Source organism: Pseudoxanthomonas suwonensis (genome assembly GCF_010093235.1).
Classification (GTDB): domain Bacteria; phylum Pseudomonadota; class Gammaproteobacteria; order Xanthomonadales; family Xanthomonadaceae; genus Pseudoxanthomonas; species Pseudoxanthomonas suwonensis.
The window spans coordinates 1-19,803 of the sequence record NZ_PDWP01000038.1; the positions used below are offsets into that span (position 1 = coordinate 1).

The following is a 19,803-nucleotide window of genomic DNA, read 5'->3' on the forward strand; positions in this document are numbered from 1 at the left end:
CCGTGGTCGCCTCCGAGGTGCGCACCCTGGCCCAGCGTTCGGCCGGCGCGGCCAAGGAGATCAAGCAGCTGATCGACGACTCGGTGGGCAAGGTCGCCAACGGCTCGGCCCTGGTGCAGAAGGCCGGGACCACGATGGGCGAGATCGTCACCAGCGTGCACCGGGTCACCGACATCATGTCCGAGATCTCGGCGGCCTCGCAGGAGCAGACTGCCGGCATCGAGCAGGTCAGCCAGACCGTGGTGCAGATGGACGAGACCACCCAGCAGAACGCCGCCCTGGTGGAAGAGGCTTCCGCCGCGGCGCGTTCGATGGCCGAGCAGGCCGGGCAGCTGGTCGAGGCGGGGGCGGTGTTCCGCCTGGCCGACGGCGCGGCGCGCGCGACCCTGCGTGCCCCGGTGCGCAGCGTGGCGACGGCGCCCGCTGCCAAGGCGGCGCCTGCCCCGCGTTCGAACATGGCCGCCCCCGCTCCGGTGACGGCCGAGGACGGCGACTGGCAGGAGTTCTGAGTTCCACGCAGCGTTCCTGCGAGCGGGAAGAAACCGCCGCTCCTGCCCCGACGGAGAACGCCGGCCCACGCCGGGGTTCTCCGTCTGCGTTTCAGATGTTTGTGAGGTTCCGGATCAACACTGTGCCGCCGTCGCATCCTGTTACCCGCGGGTGGCGGCAACAATCTCCCCGTCCAGACGCGGCAGAAATGCACCAGACGGGAACAGCGGCGCCGATGCTTCCGCGCGGGCCGCAAGCCCCATAAACGAAGAGTGAACCATCCAGCCCCATCCCCTTAATGGATGCGCGATGACGGTCGTTAAGTACCACCGCAGACATCGCTCGGCATTGATCCACATCAATCCGTAAGCCCCGGATTTCCAATGGGAGCGCTCCGTCACAGGACGCGCATCCAGTGCGCGCCTGCGCCTAAAGAAAGCCTGCAGACCGCCGCTTCCCGGTGACCCCTGTCACGAAGAGGATGCGATGTTTGCCCTGAGGAAATTGAAGGTAGGTGCACGGCTCGCCGCTGGTTTCGGCCTCCTGCTCCTGCTCATCACCGGGATGCTGGCCGTGGTCATCCACGGCAACAGCCGGACGTCTGCCCAGTTCAGGCAGGTCGTCGACATCAACATGGCAAAGGTGCGGCTGCTCAACAGCATGCTCAACACGAACAACAACGTGTTGATGCAGCGTCGCCTGATGCTGATCAAGCGTGGCGCCGATTTCGAGCAGGACTACGCGTACGCCCAGAACCTGTTCGTCGACTACGACAAGGCCTGGGAGGAATACCTCAAGCTTCCGCGCGACGCGAATGGTGACCGCATGGTCCAGGAGATCCTGGAGGCACGCCGGCTGGCCGACCAGTCCACCGCCAAGCTCGACGACTTCATGAAGGCGGACGACTTCGATGCCGCCATCGACGTGCTGCTCAACGAACTGCGTCCGCTCGCCGTCGGCTGGAACCGGAAGATCGCCGCGACCGCCGAATACCAGAACGAGCTGACCGCCAGGAGCCGCGAGGACTACCTCGCCGTCGAAGCCCGCACCCGCAACCTGGTGCTGGCATTCGGCACCCTGAGCGTCCTGCTCGGCGCGTTCGCGGCCTTCTTCATCACCCGCAGCCTGACCCGTCCGCTGGCCGACAGCATCCGCGTCGCCGACGGCATCGCCGCCGGCCGCCTCGACAATGTCATCGACACTTCCGGCAACGACGAGCCGGCCGCCCTCGCCCGCTCCATGCAACGCATGCAGCAGCAGGTGCAGTCGGTGATCGACGCCCAGCGCGAGCTCGCGCGCCAGCATGATGCCGGCACCATCAGCTACCGCATCGACCATGCGGCCTTCCCCGGCGAGTTCGGGACGATGGCCCAGGCCTCCAACGCCCTGGTCGCCTCGCACGTGGAGACCATCCAGCGCTCGCTGGACGTCCTCAGGCAGTACTCGGTCGGCGACTTCAGCACCGACATGGACCGCCTGCCCGGCGAGAAGGCGGCGATGACCGAGACCGTGGATGGCATCAAGGGCAACCTGGCGGCCATCAACGGGGAAATCCGCCGCCTGGCGAATGCCGCGGCCGAAGGCGACTTCAGCCAGCGCGGCGACGAGGGCCGCTTCCAGTTCGACTTCCGCGCCATGGTCGGCGGCCTGAACCGGCTGATGCAGAACACCGACGCCAACCTGGCCGAGATCTCGGCCCTGCTCCAGGCCATCGCCCGAGGCGACCTGACCGCGCGCATGGAAGGCGAGTTCCACGGCGTGTTCGCCCGCATGCGCGACGACGCCAACGCCACCGTCGAACAGTTGACCGCCATCGTCCAGCGCATCCAGGAGGCGGCCGGTGCCATCGGCACCGCATCGACCGAGATCGCCTCCGGCAACAGCGACCTGTCCCGCCGCACCGAGCAGCAGGCCGCCAACCTGGAGGAGACCGCCGCCTCGATGGAGGAGCTGACCTCCACCGTCAGGCAGAACGCCGACCACGCCCGCCAGGCCAACCAGCTGGCCATCGGCGCGGCCGACGTCGCGTCGCAGGGTGGCGAAGTCGTGGGCCAGGTGGTCCACACCATGGCCGACATCCAGGCGTCCTCCCGCAAGATCGCCGACATCATCTCGGTGATCGACGGCATCGCCTTCCAGACCAACATCCTGGCGCTCAACGCCGCGGTGGAAGCGGCGCGCGCCGGCGAGCAGGGCCGCGGCTTCGCCGTGGTCGCCACCGAGGTGCGTTCGCTGGCCCAGCGTTCGGCCACGGCCGCCAAAGAGATCAAGCAGCTGATCGAGGACTCAGTCGAAAAGGTGTCCGAGGGCTCGGCCCTGGCCGGCCAGGCCGGCAGCACCATGGGCGAGATCGTCACCAGCGTGCAGCGGGTCACGGACATCATCTCCGAGATCGCGGCCGCCTCGCAGGAGCAGGCCTCGGGCATCGAGCAGGTCAACCAGACCATCGTGCAGATGGACGAGACCACCCAGCAGAACGCCGCCCTGGTCGAGGAAGCCTCCGCCGCCGCCCGCGCCATGGAGGACCAGGCCCTGGGCCTGGCCCAGGCCATCGCCGTCTTCCACCTGGACGGCGCCCGGTCGCGCGCCATCGAAGCCCCGGCCGGCCCGGCCGAGGCCCTCCAGCCGGCCGCGGCCTGAGGATGGGGGGCCGCCCAGGCGGCGGCCCCCTTCACTCCGGGCATCTGCGGCCGATAACGGCTACAGCGGCACAGTGCCGGTCCCCCGAACGACATGAGCGCCAACCACCTGCCCCACCCTCCCGCCGAGCAGCGCGACTTCGCCTTCTCCGATCGCGACTTCCAGCGCGTCTGCCGCATGATCCACGCCCGCGCCGGCATCGCCCTGGCACCCGCCAAGCGCGACATGGTCTACGGCCGGCTGTCCCGCCGCCTGCGGACGCTGGGCCTGGAGGACTTCGGCACCTACCTGGACATGCTGGACGCCGATCCGGCCGGCCCGGAATGGCAGTCGTTCACCAATGCCCTGACCACCAACCTCACGGCCTTCTTCCGCGAGCCCCACCATTTCGAGCACCTGCACGGGCAACTGCAGGCGCTGGCGAACAGTGGCGGTCCCGTCCGCATCTGGTCCTGCGCCGCCTCCACTGGCGAGGAGCCGTACTCGCTGGCGATCACCGCCTGCGAGGCCTTCGGCACCATGACCCCGCCGGTGCGCATCCTGGCCACCGACATCGACACCCAGGTGCTGGCCACCGCCAGGCGCGGCGTCTACTCCATGGAGCGCATCGCCGGCCTGGACCCGGACACCCGTCGCCGCTACTTCCAGCGCGGCACCGGGCCCAACGAGGGCCGCTGCCGGGTCAATCCCGCCCTGCAGGCCCTGGTGGAATTCCGGCCGCTGAACCTGCTGGCGCCGCGCTACGACGTCGGCGGCAGCTTCGCGGCGATCTTCTGCCGCAACGTGATGATCTACTTCGACAAGGCCACCCAGCGCGCCGTGCTCTCGCGGCTGGTCCAACACATGGACGCCGACAGCCTGCTGTACACCGGCCACTCGGAGAACTACCTGCACGCGGCCGACCTCATCCAGCCCTGCGGCCGGACCCTCTACCGACGGACGGTGCGCGCATGAGCCTGGCCCTGGAATCCGACGGCGTGATGCGCTACCGGGACCCGCAGTTCCAGGTCCCGGCCGCCAAGCTGCTGCCCACCCAGTACCTGGTGGTGGACGACGGCACCGCCCTGGTGACGGTACTGGGCTCCTGCGTGGCCGCCTGCATCCGCGACCCGCTGCTCAACCTCGGCGGCATGAACCATTTCCTGCTGCCGGACGGCAACACCGGCGACGGCGCCCCCGCGCGCTACGGCAGCTACGCCATGGAAGTGCTGATCAACGAACTGCTCAAGCGCGGCGCCAACCGCAAGCGCCTGGAAGCCAAGGTGTTCGGCGGCGCCAACGTGCTCAAGGGCTTCACCAGCAACCCGGTCGGCACCCGCAACGCCGAATTCGTGCTGTCCTACCTCGATGCCGAGCGCATCCCGGTGGTCGCCGAGGACCTGCGCGGCATCCACCCGCGCAAGGTCTGGTTCTTCCCGCAAACCGGCAAGGTCATCGTCAACCGCCTCCCGCACGCCCACGGCGCCGAGGTCGTGGCGGCCGAAACGGCGGTCCGCTCGCAGCTGTCGCGCGCGCCCGTCACCGGTGGCGTGGAGCTGTTCTGATGGCCGTGCGCGTACTGGTGGTGGACGACTCGGCAGTCGTGCGCCAGGTGCTTACCGAACTGCTGGCGGCCGACCCGGAGATCGAGGTCGTCGGCACCGCCGCCGACCCGTACCTGGCGCGCGAGAAGATCAAGCGGCTCAACCCCGACGTCATCACCCTCGACGTCGAAATGCCGCGGATGGACGGCCTGGCCTTCCTCGAGAACCTGATGCGGCTGCGGCCCATGCCGGTGGTGATGGTGTCCTCGCTGACCGAGCGCGGCGCCGATGTCACCCTGCAGGCGCTGGCGCTGGGCGCCGTGGACTTCGTGACCAAGCCGAAGCTGGGCGTGGCCCAGGGCCTGGAGGAATACGCCAGCCAGATCGCGGCCAAGGTGAAGGGCGCGGCCAAGGCGCGGGTGCAGGCGCTGGTGCGCCCGGCCCAGCGCCTGGAACCCGAATCGCCGCGCCCGGCGGCCCCCATGACCGCCCGCTTCCGCACCACCGACCGCCTTATCGCGATCGGGGCGTCGGCCGGCGGTACCGAGGCCATCCGCGCCGTGCTCGAGCAGATGCCGCCGGATGCGCCGGCCATCGTGCTCACCCAGCACATCCCCGGTGGCTTCAGCCGCGCCTTCGTCGAGCGCCTGGACCGGCACTCGCCGATGCTGGTGCGCGAGGCCTCGGACGGCGAGCTGATCCTGTCCGGGCATGCCTACCTGCCGCCCGGCGACCGCCACCTGCGCGTGATCCGCGACGGCGCCCGCTGGCGCTGCCGGGTCGACGGCGGCCCGCCGGTGAACCGGCATCGGCCGGCGGCGGACGTGCTGTTCCGTTCGGTCGCGCAGAACGCCGGTCCCAACGCCGTGGGCGCGATCCTCACCGGCATGGGCGACGATGGCGCGCGTGGCCTGCTGGAAATGCGCGAGGCTGGAGCCCCGACCCTGGTCCAGGACGAAGCCACCAGCGTGGTCTGGGGCATGCCCGGTGCCGCGGTGAAGCTCGGCGCGGCCGAGGAAGTCCTGCCGCTGGACCGCATCCCCGCCCGCCTGCTGGAGCTGGCCGGCATCCACGCCCGGGCCTGACCCGCCGTTACTCCGGATTGGCCACGCCGTGCGGCACGTGGCCGGCGGCCACGTGCATGCGGGCGCTGTCGATGTTGTGGCGCGAATCGTCGAAGAAGATGTCGGCGCCAAACGCGGCCAGGAACGGCCCCTTGTCGCGCCCGCCCAGGAACAGCGCCTCGTCCAGGCGCACGCCCCATTCGCGCAGGGTGCGGATCACCCGCTCGTGCGCCGGCGCCGAGCGCGCGGTGACCAGGGCGGTGCGGATCGGCGCGTCCTCGCCCGGCGGGAACGCCGCCTGCAGCTGGGGCAGCGCCGCCAGGAAGCCACGGAACGGGCCGCCGGACAGCGGTTCGCGCGCCCGCTGGCGCTCGTGCAGGCCAAAGGCCTCCACGCCCTGCTCGCGCGAGATGCGCTCGCTCTCGTCGCCGAAGATCACCGCGTCGCCGTCGAAGGCGATGCGCAACTGGTCGCGCGCCGCGTCGGCCGCCCGCGCCGGCAGGATCGTCGCCGCGGCCACGCCGTGCTCGAGCGAGCGCCGGACCGACTCCGGGTTGGCCGACAGGAACAGGTTGGTCCCGAACGGCGCCACGTACGGCCAGGTCGCCTCGCCGGCGGTGAACACCGCGCGCACGATGCCCAGGCCGTAGTGCTGGATGGAATTGAAGATCCGCAGGCCGGTGTCGGCCGAGTTGCGCGACAGCAGGATCACCTCGACCCGCGGCGCGTCCTCCGGCAGGCGCTTGTTGAGCGCCAGCAGCTTGCGCACCACCGGGAAGGCCACGCCCGGCTCGAGCACCTCGTCCTCCAGCTGGCGCTGGTACTCGGCATAGGCCTCCAGGCCCTCGCGCTCGAACAGGGCGTGGCTTTCCTCCAGGTCGAACAACGCACGCGAGGTCACCGCGACGGTGAGCACCCGCGGTGCGTTGTCCTGGATGTAGCGGTCGGTCGCGTCCATGCCGGGATTATGGCATCGAGCACGACGCAGCGCGGTCGCTCAGGGCGCCCCGACCCGTACCTGCGCCGGCGGGCCGCGCAGGCCGTCGGAAGTCACCGCCCGGACCTCGAGCAGCAGGCGCAGCGGACGCTGTTCGCCGGGCGCGCCATCGTTCCAGGTCAGCTGGTGCTCGGTGCGCCGGCCACGCACCGGAGCGACGACCAGGCCCTCCGGCAGCAAGTCCTCCGGCGCCTCGCCATTCACCACGCGGTACTCGAATCCGACGTCCTCCAGGTCGTGGGGGCCGCGCGGCCAGCGCAGCTTGATGGTCAGGAAACCGAGCTGGTCGCATGACGCGCCGCCGGCAAGTCCCCGGGTGAAACTGACGTCCTCCACTTCCGGGACCTGCACGGCCGTGGTGTCCACGAATGCGGTCGCGGCGCCCCTGAAGGGCTGGAGGTTGGTGTCGAACGCACAGGCAGCCAAAGCCTGCGCAGGAAGTGCGCAAAGCAACAAGAGATACTGCAACTTCACGGGGCCCCTCCCCTATCCGTTGAAGTGTTCCTTTCGGGTTTTCGTCCGCGGGCGCTCCCCCTGGCCCCGCGTGCCGCGCCAGCGCGGACCTTCTGTCATACCACGAACTGCTCGCTCAGGATACGTTCCTCCAGGTTGTGCTCCGGGTCGAACAACAGCGTAACGGTGCGGTCGCGGGACTCGCGGATCACCACCTCGACCACGTCGCGGGTCTCGTGGGAATCGGCGGTCACGCTGACCGGCCGCTTGTACGGGTCGAGCACCTCGAACCGCACCTCGGTCTCCGCCTTGAGGATCGCGCCGCGCCAGCGCCGTGGTCGGAACGCCGCGATCGGCGTCAGCGCGATGGTCTGCGATCCAAGCGGGAGGATCGGTCCATGCGCCGAGAAGTTGTACGCGGTGCTGCCGGCCGGCGTGGCCACCATCACCCCGTCGCAGATCAGCTCGTCCAGGCGCTGCTGGCCGTTGAGGTCGATGCGGATGTGCGCCGCCTGGCGCGTCTGCCGCAGCAGCGACACCTCGTTGTAGGCCAGCGAACCGACCGTGCTGCCCGACTCGGTCTGCGCCACCATCTCCAGCGGACGCAGGATCGCCGGCTCCGCCGCCTCCAGCCGTTCCAGCAGGGCATCGGGACGGAAGTGGTTCATCAGGAACCCCACCGTCCCCAGCTTCATGCCGTACACCGGCTTGCCCAGCGCGCCGTGGCGGTGGAGGGTCTGCAGCATGAAGCCGTCGCCACCGAGCGAGCAGATCACGTCTGCCTCCTGCGGCGGGCAGGTCCCGTGGCGCTCCACCAGCGCAGCCAGCGCTTCCTGGGCGCCGGGCGCGGCGCTGGCGAGGAAGGCGATGCGGGGGTTTGCGGTCATCGATGTCTCCATCCGGCGGTCGTCCCTGTCGCTGCAGGATAACCGCCCCGCGTGCGCGCCGTGTCCCCGTCGCCCGGATGGGGCGGCCCGGCAGGGACGACCGGCGTCTGCCGGCCGTCCCCCTGGCGCACGGCGTCAGCCGCGCGCGGCCAGCTGGCCCAGCTTCTGCACGGCCACCGACAGGGTCGGATAGTCGAGCGTCTTCTGCGCCGACAGCTCCTCGAGCATGCCCAGGGTGAAGCGCAGCGAGGCATCGTCGCGCTGCAGCCACTGGCGCACCTTGCCGTCCGGGTCGGACGCCGGCTGCGCCACCACCTGCCCTGCCAGGGCACGGTGGTGGGCGGCCAGCTCGTCGCGCATCACCCCCCGGGCGACCGCATGCCAGCGGCCATCCACCGCCAGCGCGTCGATCTGCTCGAACAGCCATGGCAGGCCCAGGGCCTCGCCCAGGCGGAAGTGCACGCGCGACACGTCGACCGGCTTGAGCTTGCGCTCGGCGGCCAGCTCGATGATGTCGAACGCCGGCTCCAGGTACGGCAGCTCGGCCAGCTGCTGCGCCAGCGCCGGCGGCATGCCCTTGTCCTTCCACTCCTGCAGCGCGGCCTCGTAGGCCGGGCGCTGGGAGTCCGGCAGGACGCCGGAGGCCGAACGGATGGCGTTGAACGCGTCGTGGTAGCGCGCCACCGCCGCGGCGATGCTCGGCATCGGGCCCGGGCGGCCCAGCAGCCAGCGCACGAACGAGCGCTGCAGCTTCCAGATCACCTGCAGGGCGTCGATCTGCGCGGCCTCCGGCAGCTTGCCGTCGAGCCCGTCGATCTGGTTCCACAGGCTGCGCGCGTCCAGCACCTCGCGGCTGATGGTGTAGGCCTTGGCCACCTCGGCCGGGCTGCGTCCGGTGTCCTCCTGCATGCGCAGCAGGAAGGTGGCGCCCATCCGGTTGATGGTCTGGTTGGTCACCGCGGTGGCGATGATCTCGCGCTTCAGGCGGTGCTTCTCCATCAGCGGCGCGTACTTCTTCTGCAGCGGCTCGGGGAAGTAGCGCTGCAGCTCCTTGGACAGGTACGGGTCTTCGGGGATGTCCGAATCCAGCAGCTGCTGGAACGCCACCAGCTTGGCATAGGACAGCAGCACCGCCAGCTCCGGACGGGTCATGCCCTGGCCGCGCGCCTTGCGCGCCGCCAGCTCCGCGTCCGAAGGCAGGAACTCGATCTGGCGGTCGAGCAGGCCCTGCGCCTCGAGGGTGCGGATGAAGTGCTGCTTGGAGCCCAGGCGCTTGACGCTCATCCGCTCCATCAGGCTGATGGCCTGGTTCTGGCGGTAGTTGTCGAACAGCACCAGGCGCCCGACCTCGTCGGTCATCGACGCCAGCAGCTTGTTGCGGGCGGCCATGGTCAGCGAGCCGTCCTGCACCGCGGCGTTGAGCAGGATCTTGATGTTCACCTCGTGGTCGGAGGTGTCCACGCCGGCGGAGTTGTCGATGAAGTCGGTGTTGAGCAGCACGCCGTGCTGGGCGGCCTCGATGCGGCCGAGCTGGCTCATGCCCAGGTTGCCGCCCTCGCCCACCACCTTGCAGCGCAGCTCGTTGCCGTTGACGCGGATGGCGTTGTTGGCGCGGTCGCCCACGTCCGAGTGCTGCTCGGTGGAGGCCTTGACGTAGGTGCCGATGCCGCCGTTCCACAGCAGGTCCACCGGCGCGCGCAGGATCGCCTGCATCAGCGCCGCCGGCGACAGCGAACGCACGTCGTCGGCCAGGCCCAGCACGGCGCGCACCTGCGGGCTGATCTCGATCGACTTGGCGCTGCGCGGGTACACGCCGCCGCCCTTGCTGATCAGCTTGGCGTCGTAGTCGGCCCAGCTGGAGCGCGGCAGCTTGAACAGGCGCTCGCGCTCGGCGTAGGAACGCGCCGCATCCGGATCCGGGTCCAGGAAGATGTGGCGGTGGTCGAACGCGGCCACCAGGCGGATGTGCTTCGACAGCAGCATGCCGTTGCCGAACACGTCGCCGGACATGTCGCCGATGCCGACGCAGGTGAAGTCCTCGCTCTGGCTGTCGCGGCCCAGGGCGCGGAAGTGGCGCTTGACCGACTCCCACGCGCCGCGGGCGGTGATGCCCATGCCCTTGTGGTCGTAGCCCACCGAGCCGCCGGAGGCGAACGCGTCGCCCAGCCAGAAGCCGTGGGCGATCGCCAGGCCGTTGGCGATGTCCGAGAACGTGGCCGTGCCCTTGTCGGCGGCCACCACCAGGTACGGGTCGTCCTTGTCGTGGCGGACCACGTCGCGCGGCGGCACGATCTTCCCGCCGACGATGTTGTCGGTGATGTCCAGCAGGCCCTGGATGAACAGCTTGTAGCAGGCCACGCCCTCGGCGAACCAGGCGTCGCGGTCCACCGCCGGGTCGGGCAGGCGCTTGGCGTAGAAGCCGCCCTTGGCGCCGACCGGCACGATCACGGTGTTCTTGACCATCTGCGCCTTGACCAGGCCCAGCACCTCGGTGCGGAAGTCCTCGCGCCGGTCGGACCAGCGCAGGCCGCCGCGGGCCACCGGGCCGAAGCGCAGGTGCACGCCCTCCACGCGCGGGCCGTACACGAAGATCTCGCGGTACGGCCGCGGCTTGGGCAGCTCGGGGATCAGCGCCGGGTCGAACTTGAAACTGATGGTCTCGGCCGGCTTGCCCTCGGCGTTGCGCTGGAAATAGCTGGTGCGCAGGGTCGCGTCGATGACGTCGATGAAGCTGCGCAGGATGCGGTCGTCGTCGAGGCTGTCGACGCGGTCCAGCAGCTTGAACAGGGCTTCGCGCACCGACTCGGTGCGCGCGTTGCGGTCGCCGCCACGCGCGTCCACCACTTCCTGCAGGATGCGCACGGTCGCCTCCTCGCCCCGGGCCAGCGGCCGCAGCTGGTCGGCCAGGCGCTGCTGCGCGGCGCGCAGCTGGGTGGCGTTGAGGCTGGCCGGATCGAAGCGGGCCTCGAACAGCTCGACCAGCAGGCGGCCCAGCAGCGGGTAGCGGGCCAGGGTCTGCTCGACCGAGCCCTGCGAGAACGGCACGCCGGTCTGCAGCAGGTACTTCCAGTAGCCGCGCAGCAGCGCGACCTGGCGCCAGTCGAGGCCGGCGCCCAGCACCAGGCGGTTGAAGCCGTCGTTCTCGGCCTGGCCAGCCCAGATCGCGGCGAAGGCCTGTTCGAACTCGCGCGCCAGGGCGCCGGCATCGCCGGCCTCGGCCTGGGCCTCGACCTCGAAGTCCTGGATGTAGATCGGCTGGCTGCCACCGCCGGGCAGGCTGGCCTGCAGGCGGTACGGATGCTCGGAGATCACCCGCAGGCCCATGTTCTCCATCAGCGGCAGCACGTCCGACAGCGGGATGTCGTCATGCTGGCGGTACAGCTTCAGGTGCAGGCCGGCACCGCCCTCGCGCGGGGTCGAGTGCAGGCTCAGCCGCAGGTCGTCCGGACCGGCCCGCGCGGCCAGCTGTTCAACGTCGTTGGCCGCCAGCTCGGGCGAGACGTCCTCGATGTAGCCGGCCGGCAGGGCGCGGCCGTAGCTGGCCGCCAGGCGCAGGCCCTCGGCCTCGCCGTGGCGCGCGATCAGCAGCTCGCGCAGGTCGTCCTGCCAGTTGCGCAGCAGGTGGGCCAGGCGGTTCTCGAGCGCGGCGATGTCCAGGTCCACCACCTCGCCGGCCTTGGGCCGCACGATCAGGTGCAGCTGGGCCAGCGGCGACTCGCCCAGGACCACGCTGGCATCCACGTGCTCGCCGTGCAGCGCCTCGCGCAGCATGGCCTCGATGCGCAGGCGCACGTCGGTGTTGAAGCGCTCGCGCGGGATGTAGACCAGCGCCGAGAAGAAACGGCCGTAACGGTCGCGGCGCAGGAACAGGCGGCTGCGCACGCGCTCCTGCAGGCTCAGCACGCCGGTGGCGGTGCGGTACAGGTCCTCGGGGCTGGACTGGAACAGCTCCTCGCGCGGCAGGGTCTCCAGGATGTGGCGCAGCGCCTTGCCGCTGTGGCTGTTCGGCGCCAGGCCGGACTTGCGCATCACGTACTCGTGGCGCTCGCGCACCAGCGGGATCTCCCACGGGCGCCGGTTGTAGGCGCTGGAGGTGTACAGGCCGAGGAAGCGCTGTTCGCCGATGATGCGGCCATTGGCGTCGAACTCCAGGACGCCGATGTAGTCCATGTAGCCCTTGCGGTGCAGGCGCGAACGGGCATTGGTCTTGGTCAGGATCAGCGGCTCGACGCCGGCGCCGGCCTCGTTGAGGCCATGGGCGGCCAGGGTCCGCACCGGACGCGGCGCGGCGCTGTCGTGGCCGCGCATCAGGCCCAGACCGGAGCCCTCGACCGGGGCCAGCACGTCCTCGCCGCCCTGGCGCAGCACGCGGTACTCGCGGTAGCCGAACAGGATGAAGTGGTCGTTGGCGGCCCAGCGCAGGAACTCCTGCGCCTCGCGGCGGTTGGCGTCGTCCACCGGCATGCGGCGGGGGGCCAGGGCGTCGGCCAGGGTCTGCATGCGGTCGCGCATCAGGCCCCAGTCGGACACCACCGCGCGCACCTCGGCTAGCACCGCGGCCACGCGCTTGCCGATCGCAGCCATCGCCTCCGGCGGCTGGCGGTCGATCTCCAGCAGCATCAGCGACTCGGGCTTGCCCTCGCCCACCTTGGCCAGCTTGCCGGCGCGGTCGCGCTCGATGCGCACCAGCGGATGGCCCAGCACGTGCACCGACACGCCCATGTCCGACAGGGCCATGCTCACCGAGTCGACCAGGAACGGCATGTCGTCGTTGACGATCTGCAGCACGGTGTACGGCGATTCCCAGCCGTTGTCCTTCATGGTTGGGTTGAACACCCGCACGTTGGCCGTGCCCGGCTTGCGCCTGCGCGCGAACTCCAGCATGTCGGCGCCGATCGCGGCCCAGCCCTGCGGCTCATGCTGCGGGAACTCGTCCTCCTCCATGCGCCGGTAGAACGCCGCCAGGAACTCGCGCAGCTCGGCCTGCTGCGCGGCCGGCACCAGCTTGCGCGAGGCGGCGAACACCGGCTCGAGCGAGAACGCCTGGCCCTCGGCCGGGGCCGGCTTGTCCGCGAGCACCTTGTCGGCCTTGCTGCCGGGCCCGGAGGCGCGGGCGGCTTTGGCGGGTGCCTTGCGCGGGGAAGGCTTGGCGGATTTGGAGGGTTTGGCAGCCTTGGAAACCGGCTTGGGAGTCATGGCGGATGCGCCGAGGTTTGAAGGTGCCGCGATTGTATCCGCTGCAACCGACAAAACCTTGATGCACAGCGGCAAAAATCCCGCTTTCCATTTATTGGACTGGACGGTATAGTCCACATCCGCATGCACACCGATCCGCCTTCCGCGCCCGCCGGAGCCCCGGCCGACGACGCCCGCCACCAGCGGGTGCGCGACGCCGTGCGCCAGCTGGTGGCCGAACAGGGCGTGAACGTGAGCATGGACGCGATCGCCGCGCGCGCCGGCTGCTCCAAGCAGACGCTTTATGCTCGCTACGGTTCCAAGCAGGCGCTGATGCACCTGGTGGCCAGCGAGGGCATGGCCGCCACGCGGCTGCCGCCGGCGCCCACCGCGGCCTCGCTGAGAAAGGCGCTGGTCACTTTCGCCGAGGATCATCTGGCCTACCTGGCCGAGCCCCGCACCCTTGGCACTGCGCGCCTGGTCACCATCCAGGCCCAGGAGTTCCCGGAGGAGGTCGCCGCGATGTACCAGAACTACGTCGGGGCCCTGCTCGACCGCCTGGGCGGCTGGCTGCAGCAGGCCATGCGCCGCGGCCTGCTCAGGCATGACGATCCGCACTGCGCGGCCGAGCTCCTGCTGGGCATGATCGTCGGTCTGGATTTCGACCGGCAGCGCCACCTCGCGCCCCACCGCGACACGCCCGAGGCGCGGTCACGGTGGGCCGAATTCGCCATCGACAGCTTCCTGCGCGCTTTCGCGCCGCCAGCTTCCCGAACCTGAAACACCCCACGAAAACATTCGGAGCCATTCCATGACGATGTACCGCCCCTTGCTCCTGGCCTGCAGCCTGCTGGCCCTGGCCGCATGCTCGCAGGAACAGGCCCCCCCCCCGCCCCCGCCGCAGGTCGGCGTGCTCGAAGTCCAGCCGCAGACCGTGCCGCTGGAGCGCGAGCTCGTCGGCCGCCTGTCGCCGTACCGTTCGGCCGACGTGCGCGCGCGCGTCCCGGGCGTGCTGCTCAAGCGCGTCTACCAGGAAGGCAGCGACGTCAAGGAAGGCCAGGTCCTGTTCCAGATCGACCCGGCGCCGCTGCAGGCGCAGCTGGGCGTGGCCCGCGGCGAACTGGCCCGGGCCGAAGCCAGCTACGCCAATGCCCGCGCCAGCGCCGAGCGCGCCCGCCAGCGGGCCCCGCAGAACTTCGTCTCGCAGAACGACCTGGACAACGCCGTCGCCGCCGAGCGCAGCGCCGCGGCCGCGGTTGAGGCCGCCCGCGCCGCCGTGCGCACCGCCGAGATCAACCTCGGCTACGCGCGCGTGACCGCGCCGATCTCCGGCCGCGCCGGCAAGCAGCAGGTCACCGAGGGCGCCCTGGTCGGCCAGGGCGAGGCCCCCCTGCTGACCACCGTCGACCAGCTGGACCCGCTGTACGCCAACTTCTCGATCGGTTCGACCGAGCTGGAGCGCCTGCGCGGCGCCTCCAACGTGTCGCTGGCCGGCGCCGGCAAGTCCACCGTGCAGGTGCTGCTGCCGGGCGGCCGCGCCTACGATCAGACCGGCACGCTCGACTTCTCCGACACCACGGTCGACCCGGCCACCGGCGCGGTCTCGCTGCGCGCGGTGATCCCGAACCCGCAGCAGGCCCTGCTGCCGGGCAGCTTCGTCACCCTCAAGGCCAACCTGGGCGAGCTGTCGGGCGTGTTCCTGGTGCCGCAGGCGGCGGTGCTGCGTGACGCCAACGGCGCCTACGTGATGACGGTCGGTGCCGACGGCATGGTCGCCCGCAAGAACATCGAGGCCAGCATCGCCAACGACGGCCACTGGCTGGTCACCTCCGGCCTGGAGGCAGGCGACCAGGTGATCGTCTCCGGCGTGCAGAAGGCCCGCGAGAACGCCCCCGTGCAGGCCACCCCGTACCAGCCCGCCCAGGACGCGGCGGACGCCGGCCAGCAGCCGCAGCAGGCGCCCGCCGCCGGCGAGGCGGCCGACGAGGCCGCCGCCGAAGCGAAGCCGGCCGAGTAAGGATCCTTCCCGATGCCCAAGTTCTTCATCAACCACCCGGTCTTCGCCTGGGTCGTTGCGATCCTGATCTCGCTCGCGGGCGTGATCTCGATCCTCGGCCTTGGCGTGGAGTCCTACCCCAACATCGCGCCGCCACAGGTGACCGTGAGCGCGACCTACCCCGGCGCCAGCGCCGAGACGGTCGAGAAGGCGGTCACCCAGGTCATCGAACAGCAGCTGACCGGCATCGACCACCTGCTGTACTTCAGCTCGTCGTCCAGCGCCACCGGCCGCGCCAGCATCACCCTGACCTTCGAGACCGGCACCGATCCCGACATCGCCCAGGTCCAGGTGCAGAACAAGGTCTCGCTGGCGACCCCGCGCCTGCCGACCGAGGTGACCCAGCAGGGCGTGGTGGTGGCCAAGGCCAACGCCGGTTTCCTGATGGTGGTCGGCCTGATCTCCGACAACCCGGCGGTCGACCGCAATGCCCTGAACGACCTCAATGGTTCGCGCGTGATCGAGCAGATCTCGCGCATCCCCGGCGTCGGCAGCGTGCAGCAGTTCGGCGCCGAGTACGCGATGAACATCTGGCTCAACCCGGAGAAGCTCCAGGGCTACGGCCTGTCGGCGACCCAGGTGCTGGCCGCCATCCGCGCCCAGAACGTGCAGTTCGCCGCCGGCTCGGTCGGTTCCGACCCGGCGCCGGAAGGCCAGGCCTTCACCGCCACGGTCTCGGCCGAGAGCCGCTTCAGCTCGCCCGAGCAGTTCGAGGAGATCATCCTGCGCGCCGACGCGGACGGCACCACCGTGCGCCTGAAGGACGTGGCCCGCGTGGCCTTCGGCCCGGGCGCCTACGGCTTCGACACCCGCTACAACGGCAAGCCCATCGGCGCCTTCGCCATCCAGCTGCTGCCGGGCGCCAACGCCCTGAACGTGGCCGACGCGGTGCGGGCGAAGATGGACGAGCTGCAGTCCACCTTCCCGGCGGGCGTGACCTGGATGTCGCCGTACGACTCCACCACCTTCGTCAAGATCTCGATCAAGGAGGTCGTCAAGACCCTGTTCGAGGCGGTGGTGCTGGGGTTCCTGGTGATGCTGATCTTCCTGCAGAACATCCGCGCCACCATCATCCCGACCCTGGTCATCCCGGTCGCCCTGCTGGGCACCTTCGTCGGCCTGTCGGTCATCGGCTTCACCATCAACCAGCTGACCCTGTTCGCCCTGGTGCTGTCGATCGGCATCGTGGTCGACGACGCGATCGTGGTGATCGAGAACGTCGAGCGCATCATGACCGAGGAAGGGCTGGCGCCCTACGACGCCACGATCAAGGCGATGGGCCAGATCACCGGCGCGGTGGTGGCCATCACCGTGGTCCTGGCGGCGGTGTTCATCCCCTCGGCCCTGCAGGGCGGCGCGGCCGGCGAGATCTACAAGCAGTTCGCGCTGACCATCGCCATCGCCATGGGCTTCTCCGCGTTCCTGGCCCTGGGCTTCACCCCGGCGCTGTGCGCGACCTTCCTCAAGCCCAGCCACCACGCCAATTCCAACTGGGTGTTCCGCACCTTCAACAAGTACTACGACCGGATCAGCACGACCTACGTCGGCCACATCGGCAGCGCGGTCAGGCACGCGCCGCGCTGGATGATCCTGTTCGTGGTGCTGGCGGTGCTGTGCGGCTTCAGCCTCTCGCGCATGCCCGGCAGCTTCCTGCCCGAGGAAGACCAGGGCTATGCGCTGGCGATCGTGCAGCTGCCGCCGGGCGCCAGCCTGCAGCGCACCCAGGACGTGTTCGCGCAGATGCGCGAGCGCCTGGAGGGCGTCGAAGGCTTCGAGAGCATGCTGCAGGTGGCCGGCTTCAGCTTCATCGGCCAGGGCGAGAACGTCGGCATGGGCTTCATCAAGCTCAAGCCGTGGGAAGAGCGCAAGCTGACCGCGCCGGAGTTCATCCAGCAGGCCAACGGCGCCCTGTTCGGCATCAAGGAGGCCACGATCTTCGTGGTCAACCTGCCGACCGTCCAGGGCCTGGGCCAGTTCGGCGGCTTCGACATGTGGCTGCAGGACCGTACCGGCCAGGGCCAGGTCGCCCTGACCCAGGCGCGGAACATGCTGCTCGGCGCCGCCTCCCAGAATCCCGGCCTGGTGGGCGTGCGTCCCAACGGCCTGGAGGACGCCCCGCAGCTGCAGCTGAAGGTCGACCGCGTGCAGGCGCAGGCCATGGGCCTGCAGGTCGGCGACATCTACAACGCCATCAGCCTGATGCTGGCGCCGGTGTACGCCAACGACTTCTTCTACGAAGGCCGCATCAAGCGCGTGAACCTGCGCGCCGACGCCCCGTACCGCACCGGTGCCGAGTCGCTGGCCCACTTCTACACGCCCAATGCCGAAGGCGGGATGATCCCGCTGACGACCGTGGTCGATGCCCAGTGGTCCACCAACCCGCCGTCGCTGAACCGCTACAACGGCTACGCCGCGGTCAACATCGTCGGTTCGCCGGCCCCGGGCCACAGCTCGGGCGAGGCGATGGCGATCATGGAAGGCATCGTCAACAACGACCTGCCGCCGGGCTTCGGCTTCGACTGGTCGGGCATGTCCTACCAGGAGATCCTGGCCGGCAACACCGCGACCCTGCTGCTGGTGCTGTCGATCGTGGTGGTGTTCCTGTGCCTTGCCGCGCTCTATGAGAGCTGGTCGATCCCGGTGGCGGTGCTGCTGGTCGTGCCGCTGGGCGTGCTCGGCGCGGTCCTGCTGAGCCTGGCCCGCGGCCTGCCGAACGACATCTTCTTCAAGATCGGCCTGATCACGATCATTGGCCTGGCGGCCAAGAACGCGATCCTGATCGTGGAGTTCGCGGTGGAACAGCGTGCGGCCGGCAAGACCCTGCGCGAAGCCACCGTCGAGGCGGCCCGCCTGCGCTTCCGCCCGATCCTGATGACCTCGTTCGCGTTCATCATGGGCGTGGTGCCGATGGCCCTGTCCACCGGCGCGGGCGCCAACGCCCGCCACGCCATCGGCACCGGCGTGATCGGCGGCATGCTGTTCGCCACCTTCCTCGGCCTGCTGATGATCCCGGTGTTCTTCATCGTGGTCCGGCGCATGCTCGGCGACAAGCTCGACGAGCCGTCGAAGGAATACCTGGAGAAGCAGCAGCGCGGCGGCACTGCGATCACGCAGTAAGCCATCGCCGCTAGCGGCAACCTGGAAGCCCCGGCCCCGTGCCGGGGCTTCTTTTTGCGCGTAGCCCGGATAAGCCCGAAGGCCGCATCCGGGTGGCCACCCTTGGCTCGCACCCGCGCCGTCCGGCGGCAACGTCCAGGCGCGTGGCGACGCAACCCAACCCCGCGGGCGCCCTGTCGCTGCAGCGGCGCCGTACGCCTCCGCTTACCCGGGCCGCACGCTCGCCCATCGGGAGAAGGCCCAAAGAAAAACGCCCCGGCAATGCCGGGGCGTTCTCGCGGGATCGAAGGAAGCCGGAAGGCTTACCTGATCGCCTCCTGGTAGCGGCGCTCGACCTCGTCCCAGTTGATCACGTTGAAGAACGCACCGATGTATTCGGGGCGGCGGTTCTGGTACTTCAGGTAGTAGGCGTGCTCCCAGACGTCCAGGCCCAGGACCGGGGTGTTGCCGTCCATCAGCGGGCTGTCCTGGTTGGCCGAGGACTCGACCACGACCTTCTTGTCCGGGGTGACGCTCAGCCAGGCCCAGCCGCTGCCGAAGCGGGTCAGCGCGGCCTTGGTGAAGGCTTCCTTGAACTTCTCGAAGCCGCCCAGCTCCTTCTCGATGGCCTCGCCGACCTTGCCCTTGGGCTGGCCGCCGCCGTTGGGCGACATCACCGTCCAGAACAGGCTGTGGTTGGCATGGCCGCCGCCGTTGTTGCGGACCGCGCCCTGCAGGTTCTCCGGCAGCGACCTGGTCTTCTTCACCAGCTCCTCGACCGGCAGGTCGGCGTACTCGGTGCCTTCCAGCGCGGCGTTGACGTTGTTGATGTACGTCTGGTGGTGCTTGGTGTGGTGGATCTTCATCGTCTCCGTATCGATGTGCGGCTCCAGCGCATCGTAGGCATACGGCAGCTCGGGAAGGGTGTAGGCCATGGTGGTCTCCTTGAGAATGGCGTGCCCGGAACATCCGGGCGGCCTGCACAGTGTAGGGATGCCGGCGCGGTCAACCAAGGTCCGGCATGGAACGGCCGCGTTCCATCGGCGCCGGCGTCCACCTGTGCGCGCCCGTGCGTGAAGCGCACGCGAACGCGGCGTGCAGGCCTCGCGGAAACACCACGCCCGCGGTCGCATACTGCAACGCATGCCGAAGACGCACCGTACCGCCCTGTCCCGCAGCCTTCCGCTGCTTGTCGCCGCCCTGTTGCTGGCCGGCCTGGCCTGGTGGCAGCACCCCGAACCTGCCGCGCCGGCGGCACCGGCGTCGGCCGGCACGGTGGGCGTGGCCGCCGGCGCGGCAGGGTCGGGGGGCTGCCACCAGGCCAGGCCGGCCGGCAACAGGGCGGCGGCAAGGAGCGGAAGGCTGAGGGGCAGGGCGGGACGGAGCGGGTTCGGCTGGGGTTGCGGCAGGACGCGGCGGGGGG

Annotated in this window: 13 protein-coding genes; 8 read left to right on the forward strand and 5 right to left on the reverse strand. The window is 70.0% G+C overall.

Annotation, left to right across the window (positions count from 1 at the left end):
- From CSC68_RS14620 to CSC68_RS14640, 5 genes are all read left to right on the forward strand, one after another.
- Positions 1-509, forward strand: a 509-nt coding sequence (locus CSC68_RS14620) for a methyl-accepting chemotaxis protein (protein ID WP_246193608.1), incomplete at its 5' end; no start/stop codon positions are given.
- 466 nt (positions 510-975) lie between these two features.
- Positions 976-3,129, forward strand: coding sequence for a methyl-accepting chemotaxis protein (locus CSC68_RS14625; protein WP_162204343.1), 2,154 nt, complete (start codon positions 976-978; stop codon positions 3,127-3,129).
- Between the two features lie 93 nt (positions 3,130-3,222).
- A complete protein-coding gene (locus tag CSC68_RS14630; protein WP_162204344.1) occupies positions 3,223-4,083 on the forward strand; it encodes a CheR family methyltransferase in 861 nt (286 codons plus the stop codon).
- Positions 4,080-4,673 carry a chemoreceptor glutamine deamidase CheD gene (gene cheD, locus CSC68_RS14635; protein WP_162204345.1) on the forward strand — a complete coding sequence of 198 codons (594 nt, stop codon included), beginning with the start codon at positions 4,080-4,082 and terminating at the stop codon, positions 4,671-4,673. The genes CSC68_RS14630 and cheD overlap by 4 nt, the downstream gene beginning before the upstream one ends.
- A complete protein-coding gene (locus CSC68_RS14640) occupies positions 4,673-5,737 on the forward strand; it encodes a protein-glutamate methylesterase/protein-glutamine glutaminase (RefSeq protein ID WP_162204346.1) in 1,065 nt (354 codons plus the stop codon). Before cheD ends, CSC68_RS14640 begins: the two co-directional genes overlap by 1 nt.
- A gap of 7 nt (positions 5,738-5,744) precedes the next feature.
- On the opposite strand, the gene CSC68_RS14645 is transcribed toward CSC68_RS14640, so the two are convergent.
- From CSC68_RS14645 to CSC68_RS14660, 4 genes are all read right to left on the reverse strand, one after another.
- Positions 5,745-6,653, reverse strand: coding sequence for a 5'-nucleotidase (locus CSC68_RS14645; protein WP_162204353.1), 909 nt, complete (start codon positions 6,651-6,653; stop codon positions 5,745-5,747).
- Positions 6,654-6,713: 60 nt separating this feature from the next.
- Positions 6,714-7,079 (reverse strand): hypothetical protein, encoded by a 366-nt coding sequence (locus CSC68_RS14650; RefSeq protein WP_246193610.1) that lies wholly within the window; start codon positions 7,077-7,079, stop codon positions 6,714-6,716.
- 203 nt (positions 7,080-7,282) lie between these two features.
- Positions 7,283-8,053: an NAD kinase gene (locus CSC68_RS14655; protein WP_162204348.1), complete on the reverse strand. Its 771-nt coding sequence runs from the start codon at positions 8,051-8,053 to the stop codon at positions 7,283-7,285.
- 135 nt (positions 8,054-8,188) lie between these two features.
- Positions 8,189-13,249: an NAD-glutamate dehydrogenase gene (locus CSC68_RS14660; RefSeq protein WP_246193611.1), complete on the reverse strand. Its 5,061-nt coding sequence runs from the start codon at positions 13,247-13,249 to the stop codon at positions 8,189-8,191.
- A 123-nt stretch (positions 13,250-13,372) separates the two neighbouring features.
- On the opposite strand from CSC68_RS14660, the gene CSC68_RS14665 reads away from it, so the two are divergent.
- Genes CSC68_RS14665 through CSC68_RS14675 form a run of 3 tightly spaced genes read left to right on the forward strand, consistent with a single transcriptional unit; the run spans position 13,373 to position 18,401 of the window.
- Complete coding sequence (locus tag CSC68_RS14665) at positions 13,373-14,008, forward strand: TetR/AcrR family transcriptional regulator (protein WP_162204349.1); 636 nt, start codon at positions 13,373-13,375, stop codon at positions 14,006-14,008.
- 31 nt (positions 14,009-14,039) lie between these two features.
- Positions 14,040-15,245: an efflux RND transporter periplasmic adaptor subunit gene (locus CSC68_RS14670; RefSeq protein ID WP_162204350.1), complete on the forward strand. Its 1,206-nt coding sequence runs from the start codon at positions 14,040-14,042 to the stop codon at positions 15,243-15,245.
- A gap of 12 nt (positions 15,246-15,257) precedes the next feature.
- Positions 15,258-18,401, forward strand: a complete 3,144-nt coding sequence (locus CSC68_RS14675; protein ID WP_162204351.1) for a multidrug efflux RND transporter permease subunit — start codon at positions 15,258-15,260, stop codon at positions 18,399-18,401.
- Between the two features lie 302 nt (positions 18,402-18,703).
- Here CSC68_RS14675 and CSC68_RS14680 read toward each other — a convergent pair whose 3' ends face one another.
- A complete protein-coding gene (locus tag CSC68_RS14680; protein ID WP_162204352.1) occupies positions 18,704-19,315 on the reverse strand; it encodes a superoxide dismutase in 612 nt (203 codons plus the stop codon).
- Positions 19,316-19,803 lie beyond the last annotated feature (488 nt).

Bases quoted from the DNA above. Each gene is read 5' to 3' on its own strand.
- CSC68_RS14660 (WP_246193611.1), bottom strand. From the start codon at position 13,249: ATGACTCCCAAGCCGGTTTCCAAGGCTGCCAAACCCTCCAAATCCGCC.
- CSC68_RS14675 (WP_162204351.1), top strand. From the start codon at position 15,258: ATGCCCAAGTTCTTCATCAACCACCCGGTCTTCGCCTGGGTCGTTGCG.
- CSC68_RS14655 (WP_162204348.1), bottom strand. From the start codon at position 8,053: ATGACCGCAAACCCCCGCATCGCCTTCCTCGCCAGCGCCGCGCCCGGC.
- CSC68_RS14630 (WP_162204344.1), top strand. From the start codon at position 3,223: ATGAGCGCCAACCACCTGCCCCACCCTCCCGCCGAGCAGCGCGACTTC.
- CSC68_RS14670 (WP_162204350.1), top strand. From the start codon at position 14,040: ATGACGATGTACCGCCCCTTGCTCCTGGCCTGCAGCCTGCTGGCCCTG.
- cheD (WP_162204345.1), top strand. From the start codon at position 4,080: ATGAGCCTGGCCCTGGAATCCGACGGCGTGATGCGCTACCGGGACCCG.
- CSC68_RS14625 (WP_162204343.1), top strand. From the start codon at position 976: ATGTTTGCCCTGAGGAAATTGAAGGTAGGTGCACGGCTCGCCGCTGGT.
- CSC68_RS14665 (WP_162204349.1), top strand. From the start codon at position 13,373: ATGCACACCGATCCGCCTTCCGCGCCCGCCGGAGCCCCGGCCGACGAC.
- CSC68_RS14640 (WP_162204346.1), top strand. From the start codon at position 4,673: ATGGCCGTGCGCGTACTGGTGGTGGACGACTCGGCAGTCGTGCGCCAG.
- CSC68_RS14680 (WP_162204352.1), bottom strand. From the start codon at position 19,315: ATGGCCTACACCCTTCCCGAGCTGCCGTATGCCTACGATGCGCTGGAG.